General features: G+C 65.1%; 7 protein-coding genes and 1 pseudogene. 3 read left to right on the top strand and 5 right to left on the bottom strand.

All coding sequences use genetic code 11. From position 1 onward, the window contains the following. The 3 genes and pseudogenes from ACZIRK_RS36850 to ACZIRK_RS36840 all read left to right on the top strand — a co-directional run. Window positions 1-109, top strand: a pseudogene (locus ACZIRK_RS36850) (IS5/IS1182 family transposase); the annotation flags it as partial. Window positions 110-137: 28 nt separating this feature from the next. Beyond that, window positions 138-1,811: a S8 family serine peptidase gene (locus ACZIRK_RS36845; RefSeq protein WP_474419180.1), complete on the top strand. Its 1,674-nt coding sequence runs from the start codon at window positions 138-140 to the stop codon at window positions 1,809-1,811. Window positions 1,812-2,258: 447 nt separating this feature from the next. Continuing rightward, a complete protein-coding gene (locus ACZIRK_RS36840) occupies window positions 2,259-2,717 on the top strand; it encodes a TIGR03809 family protein (RefSeq protein WP_130229375.1) in 459 nt (152 codons plus the stop codon). A 3-nt stretch (window positions 2,718-2,720) separates the two neighbouring features. Here ACZIRK_RS36840 and ACZIRK_RS36835 read toward each other — a convergent pair whose 3' ends face one another. The 5 genes from ACZIRK_RS36835 to ACZIRK_RS36815 all read right to left on the bottom strand — a co-directional run bounded on the left by ACZIRK_RS36835 (window position 2,721) and on the right by ACZIRK_RS36815 (window position 6,904). After that, window positions 2,721-4,091: a TIGR03808 family TAT-translocated repetitive protein gene (locus ACZIRK_RS36835; protein ID WP_474419179.1), complete on the bottom strand. Its 1,371-nt coding sequence runs from the start codon at window positions 4,089-4,091 to the stop codon at window positions 2,721-2,723. Between the two features lie 95 nt (window positions 4,092-4,186). Continuing rightward, on the bottom strand, window positions 4,187-4,849 hold the full coding sequence (locus tag ACZIRK_RS36830; protein ID WP_130227241.1) for a pyroglutamyl-peptidase I: 663 nt from the start codon (window positions 4,847-4,849) through the stop codon (window positions 4,187-4,189). Beyond that, window positions 4,846-5,832: a methylmalonyl Co-A mutase-associated GTPase MeaB gene (gene meaB / locus ACZIRK_RS36825; protein WP_130227240.1), complete on the bottom strand. Its 987-nt coding sequence runs from the start codon at window positions 5,830-5,832 to the stop codon at window positions 4,846-4,848. The genes ACZIRK_RS36830 and meaB overlap by 4 nt, the downstream gene beginning before the upstream one ends. After that, a complete protein-coding gene (locus tag ACZIRK_RS36820; RefSeq protein ID WP_474419178.1) occupies window positions 5,829-6,611 on the bottom strand; it encodes a DUF3298 and DUF4163 domain-containing protein in 783 nt (260 codons plus the stop codon). Before ACZIRK_RS36820 ends, meaB begins: the two co-directional genes overlap by 4 nt. Beyond that, window positions 6,608-6,904 (bottom strand): HepT-like ribonuclease domain-containing protein, encoded by a 297-nt coding sequence (locus ACZIRK_RS36815; protein WP_245474812.1) that lies wholly within the window; start codon window positions 6,902-6,904, stop codon window positions 6,608-6,610. Before ACZIRK_RS36815 ends, ACZIRK_RS36820 begins: the two co-directional genes overlap by 4 nt. Window positions 6,905-6,930 lie beyond the last annotated feature (26 nt).

The raw sequence follows: 6,930 nt of genomic DNA, 5'->3' as shown, positions 1-6,930 counted from the left end.
CTTCTCGAAACTGAAGCGTTTCAGGCGCGTTGCTACGCGCTACGAAAAAACCGCACGAAATTACTTCGCTGTCGTCGCTATCGCCGCAACTCTGCTCTGGCTAACATAACTGTCCACGCGACCTAGCGCGAGATGCCATGACCCGTGAACGCTCGAAATGGCGGATCGAGATGGCGTTGGTGCTGATTTCGGCGCTGTTCATCGGTTCCACAGGTCCGGCCGCGGCGCAGAGCATCATGCGCACGCCGGAAATCCGCGTCGCCCCACGGGTGCCGAGCGTCAGCACGAATGTCGGGCCGCGGGTCAATACCAATATCGGCGGGGCGGCGGTTGCGCGGACCCCCTCGCGGATCAGCGTCACCACCATGCCCCGCATTGGTGTGCAGTCGACGCTGCCCTCCGCGCGCTATTCGCCCAACCTCCACCGCGCCTGCGACGCTGCCTATCGCGGTAGCGACGGCGAGTGCCTCGACCGTCCCGTCGTCTCCACTGCGGATGGCGGCAGTGGCGGCAAGGCGGCCGGCAGGAAGGCCAAGGGCGGATCGCGCAACAACGCGCCGCGAACCGCGGTTGATTTCCGCGCGGTGCCCAACGAACTCGTGGCCGAAATCGATGGTGCGCTGACCGACGCGCAGATCGAGGAGCTGGCGCGGCGTCATGGCCTGGCGCGGGCGGAGATACGGAACGTCCCGCTGCTCGGCTCCACCATCGGCCTGTTCCGCATCACCGATCGCCGCCCGGTGGACGTGGTGCGCCGGGCGCTGGCCGGCGACGGCCGCGTGCGCTCGGTGCAGCTCAACTTCCGCTACCTGTTGCAGGACCAGAAGACGGCACCGACCGAGGGCGACCCGGCGCAATACGCGCTGGCGCAGCTTCGCCTGCCGCAGGCGCACACACTCGTCCGCGGCATGAACGTGACCATCGCCGTGATCGATTCCGGCATCGATGCCGGCCATCCGGAACTGGCGAATACGATTGCCGACACGTTCGATGCGATCGGCAGCAATGAAGGGCCGCATGCGCACGGTACCGGCATCGCGGGGGTGATCGCCGCCCATGCCAGGCTGATGGGGAGCGCGCCGGAGGTGCGCATTCTCGCGATCCGCGCGTTCGGCGCGACCGCGAACGGGGCGCAGAGCTCGTCCTATGTGATCCTGAAGGGACTGGATTATGCGGTGCTGCACGGCGCGCAGATCATCAATATGAGCTTTGCCGGCCCCAAGGATCCACTGATCGAGCGGGCGGTCGCCGCGAGTGCGGCGCGCGGCATCGTGCCGGTCGCCGCCGCCGGCAATGCCGGGGCGAAATCGGCGCCGCTCTATCCCGCCGCGAACCCGAACGTGATCGCGGTCAGCGGCACCGATGCGCAGGAGAAACTGTTCTCCGCCTCGAACCGGGGCAACTACATCGCACTCGCTGCGCCCGGCGCCGATATCTTCCTGCCGGCGCCGGACGGCAAATACCAGATCACTTCGGGCACGTCGTTTTCCGCCGCCTTCGTCAGCGGCATTGCGGCACTGGTGCTGGAGCGCAATCCTGCGCTGAAACCGAACGAGGTGCGCTCGATCCTGACCGCCACGGCGCGCGATCTCGGCGCCCCCGGACGTGACGATCTGTTTGGGGCAGGGCAGGCCGATGCGTTCGCGGCGGTGTCCGCCGTCGCGCCAGTTCCGCTCGCCTCTGGCAAGCACGCACCGGCTGCGCCCGCGCAGGATAACACTTCTGTGAGCCGGGCGATGGAACAGTCGGCACCGGCCATGGCAGCGGACAAATCGGCCGAAAATGACGTGAAAAGCCCGGCCGCGCAGTGAGTTTTCCCCGCCTTCTGGCCGCAGGCCGTCGCCGCGGAAGGTTAAAAAAATCGAACCGGGATTTTGAACGTCGGGCAGGGTGTCGCGACCAATAAAGTGTGGGAGCGATCCATTCCTCCCCATTAGCTATATCAGGCGCGAGCGCCCATCCACCCCAAGCGCCCATATGGCTTGACCCGTCCGGTTGTCCCCCCGGACGGGTCTTCATTTTTGTGGACAGCGTGGACAACGCTTTCTGGTTGCGCCGTCAGTCATGCTGGCGTCGCGTCGACCGTCTAAGAGCCGCAAACCCAATAATCCGGTATTCCTGCGGACTTCTCTGCGTGCCCCGAGTCGTTTACGAAAAGGTGTTAGACTTTCTTTACCTTTTCCACAGAATATCCCAATCATGTTTTGATTCGGTTCGGTTGCGTCTTGCGTCCGTTTCTCTCCTTACGGGCTGTCTTAATGACAAATCGAACTGACGCGGCCAGAGGCCGCGAGATCGTGGCGCGCTGGTGCGCGCTGGCGGAAGCACGGCTGGAACACCTCACCGAACTGTTCGAATCCGGGCGCTGGCGCCGCTATCACAGCGAGGTGTCCTTCCTCGAGAACGTCCAGGAAGCCAAGCAGGCGGTCGAGACCTGGCGCGAGCTGTTGCGGCGCGAGGCCTCGCTGGACAATTCGCCGATCGACATCTCCTGGCTCGGCCGTGGCCACGTGACGCCGCTGCCGACCCCGGTGCGGTTGCAGCAGCGACCGGTCGAACGGCCGGCACCAGTGGCGCCGCCGGAGCCGCCGATCGAGATTGTCGCGCTCATGCAGGCTGTGGAAGAGGAAGCGCCGGCGCCGGAAGAGGCGCCGCTGCCGCTGCTCGACCTCGCCGCCATTCAGGCGCGCTATCCGCTGCTGCGCAACACGCTCTAGAAATTATCTCCGCACCGCGTTGCCGCCCAGCACGAGCTGCGCATATTGCTGCGCGCCGGCAAGCGATAGATCGGTCGTGATGACCCGCGCATGGTCGAGCCCGACTACGGCGCCGCGCGGCGTTTCCGAGATCATGTTGTTGTGGACCAGCGCGATCCCGGCGCCCGGTACCACCGAGACGCCGATACCGGCGAACGCCTTGCGGATCACGTTGCCGGTAATGGCGACGTCGCGCAGATATTTGCCCCAGCCGGCAACGATGCCGAAGGAGGGCGCGTTCTCGATCACATTGCCGGTGACCGCGGTATCCGCCTCGACATAGATGCCGATGCCGGCATCATCGTCCGGCGCGGTCCCGATCGGCCGCTTCGGGATCAGGTTGCGGATGACGTTGCCCTGGACCGCCGCGATGCGGCCGCCCTCGTTGAAATTGCACACGGAGACGCCAACGGCCGTGCCGTCGACCGTGTTGTTGGCGATGACGGCACCCTCGAAGGAGAACTCCGAGTAGAGCGCGACCTCGCGGACATCGCTGACGCTGTTGTCTGATATATGGATGTTCGACGCCGAATTGCCGCGCACGGCGGAATAGTCGCAGTTCTTGATGCGGTTGCCACGCACAATCACATTGCCGGCCCGGAAGGCGTTGATGGCGTTGCCGTACTGGCCGGAGCCGCCGGGGCCAGCCTTGATGTCCTCGATGCGGTTGTCTGCAACGATGGTGCCATCGTCGCCGATGGCGGTACGCAGGATCTCGATGCCGTTGTCGTTGGTGCCTGAGATCGTGTTACGCGAGACCATCAGGCCCAGCGCGTCGAACGAGACGATGGCGGTGGTCGCAATGTCGGTGAAGATGTTGCCGCTGACGTCGCCCGACACCTGCTCGAACCAGATGCCGTTGCCGCCGCTGCCTTTGATCTCGCATCCGGTGATGCGGACATCGCGCGCCGTGAGGCAATGCACGAGGCCGCGCCGCGTCGGCAGCGGCACACTGCCGCCGTCCAGCGTGAGGCCGGAGAGGCCGATGCCGTCGGCGCCCTCACCAAGAAACATCGACAGCCCGCCGTTGAAGACGAGTTTGGTCGCACCGCGCACGCCAATGAGCTGCGAACCGCGCTGCAGGCGGAGCAGGCCGGTGCGATAGACGCCCGGCGGCAGCGCCAGCGGTGCTTGCGCGCGTGCGGCCTCATCGATCGCGCGCTGCAGGACTTTGGTCTGGTCGTCGGGACTGCCGGGGCGGACGCCATACTGGGTGGCGTCGCGGCCGAGCGCGGAGGTGAGCGGCGCCGCGCGCGCAGCGTCCGCCGACAGCGCCAGCGCGCCGGCGGCGCCCGCTGCGGAAGCTCCGATGAGATGGCGGCGATTGACGTTCATGATGCGTGGCCCCGCGACGCCGCAAATCGTAGCGCAGATCGGCAGTCGCGCGTGGCGGACGCGAGGGCGCGCGCGGGTGATTGTTGGGGGTAGGGTTAATCGCGGGTGGAGATATGCGCTGGGCGCCGCGCCAGCTTCACCATTTCCGTCAGCAGCGCCTCGCCGGCATCGACGAGATCTTCCAGCGTGATGCGCTCGGTTCCCTTGCGCAGCGATGTGCCGTGGCGCGGGATCAGCGGCACATGCACGAATGCGGCGAGCCGCAGGCGGTCGGTCTTCTCCACGGCTTCGATCGCACGCCAGCTTAGGTAGTTGCAGAGATAGCTGCCGGCGTCGCGAGAGGCGCGCGCGTCGATGCCGGTCGCGAGCGCGGCGCGCAGCAGTCTTGCGGTATGCGGTCCGAACATTGTCGCGTCGGCGCCGCCAACGATCGAGCTCTTGCGCGCACGGCGGCGGCCGGCATCGGCGACCAGCGTGGTGACGGCATTGCGGACGCGGGTCTCGATCCGTAAGTGCGCGGTGCGGCTGGCAAGCCCGAACATCAGAAGCGCCCGCGGACGGACGCGCGCGATCAGTTCGGGCAATTCGCGATCGACGGTGTCGTAGGCGACGTGGAAGATGTGGCTCGTCAGCCTGACATCATCGAAGGCGGGACGGCGAAGCTGCGTCAGCCGCTTCACCAGCGGCATGGTCGGATTGAACGGCGCCCCGGGAAACGGACCGAAGCCGGTGATAAGTACGGAGAGCTTTTCGCTCATCGCAACAGTTCCGCGATCTGCTCGGCCGCCACGGCCGGCGAGATGCGGCCGTCAGCAACCTCGGCCTCCGTCTTCTTCACCTTGGCGCGGATCGCGGGGTCGGAGCGCAGGCGCGCCATGATCCGCTGCTCCAGCATTGACCACATCCATTTCACCTGCTGCTCGCGCCGTCGCGCCGCGAACTCGCTGGAGGCGTTCATCGCGGTGCGATGCTCGACGATCTTCTGCCAGAGCTTGTCGATGCCCGCGCCGGTCAAGGCCGAATAGGTTTCGACCGGCGGGTGCCAGTGTTGCGAACGCGGTGCCAAGATATGCAGCGCGCTGCGATAGTCGGCTGCCGCGACATTGGCGCGCTTGAGATTGTCGCCGTCGGCCTTGTTGATCGCGATCATGTCGGCGAGCTCGACCAGGCCCTTCTTGATGCCCTGCAATTCGTCGCCGGCGCCGGGCAGCATCAGCGCGAGGAAGAAATCGGTCATGTCGGAGACCGCCGTCTCGGACTGGCCAATGCCGACGGTTTCTACCAGCACCACGTCAAAGCCGGCCGCCTCGCAGAGCAACATCGCCTCGCGCGTTTTCGCCGCGACGCCGCCGAGCGTGCCGGAGGAAGGCGAGGGGCGGATATAGGCCTGCTCGGACGCCGAGAGCCGCGCCATCCGCGTCTTGTCGCCAAGGATCGAACCGCCGCTGCGCGCTGAGGACGGATCAACCGCCAGCACCGCGACCTTGTGCCCGTGCTCGATCAGGTACATGCCGAGCGCATCGATCGTGGTCGACTTGCCGACCCCGGGCGAGCCGGTGATGCCGACACGGAAAGCCTTGCCGGTGTCCGCGAGCAGCGCCTGCACCAGATCGCGCGCCGCCGCCTGGTGGTCGGCGCGACGGCTTTCGATCAGCGTGATCGCACGCGCCAGCGCCGCGCGGTTGCCGGCGCGCAGTTCATGAGCGAGGGCGTTGATGTCGAGCGCTTTGGTGCCGCTCATTGCTGATCGTCTTCATCCGCTTTGGGCCGCGATCCGCTAAAAACCTTTGCACCGTCCGGCGACAGATATGGCTTCAGCGTCTCCCACGGCACGAACGCGACGTATTGGCCCTCGGCGTAGGGGCCGACGGCATAGGGCGGATAGTGGAAGGTCAGGCCGGAGCTCTTGCCCGTCTCGGTCGAAGGCGCCAGCGTCACCGCGCCGATCTTGAGCAGCGTCGGCTTCAGTTCTTTGTACCACTCGGCGGTCGCGGTCTCATCGGCGCCGCGCTTCTTCTTCTCGGCGTTCAACGAGGCGATGACTGCCTCCAGCATCGCCTTCATGGTCGGTCCGTCGTCGGCGGTCTCCGTGAAGAACGGGCGGATGCTGATGCGCTTCTTGTCGGTGGAATCCCACAGGATCGTGTTGACGTCTGAATTCGGATGCGCGCCGCGAGTATTGATGTAGTCGTTGCGGACAATGCTCACGTAACGGCCACCGACAACCGAGCGGATGTTGTACTTGCGCTCGAAGGTCCAGCCGCCACGGTCGAACAGTTGCGGATCCTGCTTCCGCGTGGATGCCGCCTCCGCAGCGCTCTTGTCGACCCACTTCCTGCCTTCGGCAAGGCAGTCCGCCGCCAGCGCGGGATCGGCCTTGATCTTGTCGTCGAGATAGACGGTGGCTTCGATGCTCCTGTTCTTGACCAAAGCGTCGGGTTTGGGATCTGCGGCGAGAGCCGGCTGGATGCATATAACGCTCAATGCCAGCGCAATGCTCAATTTGTTCAGCAAGTTCAAGGCTTCGCTTCCTTGGCAATTTGTTCTGCAAAGTTCTTGAGAGGTTCGAGATCGTCCTCGACCATGCTCCAAAGCAAGTCCGCGTCGGTTCGGTGATAGGCATGCCGTAACCAGTTTCCAAGATCGGCTAAAGCCCTCCAATTGATGCGAGGCTCTTGCGCCTTCAGATCTATTCGAATGAACCGGGACGCCTCGCTGATGAGCAATCGTTCCACAGCCAGCCGTATCACCAGATCGTTGGCAAAGCTTTCGCGTGTATGCCCAGCGACGATACGTCGAATGTCATCGATCACTATGAGGATATGATCGATTCGGTCGG

The organism is Bradyrhizobium sp. Leo114 (assembly GCF_055229415.2).
Note: the sequence above shows the minus strand (reverse complement) of the source record. Positions and strands in the feature narration are given on the sequence as shown.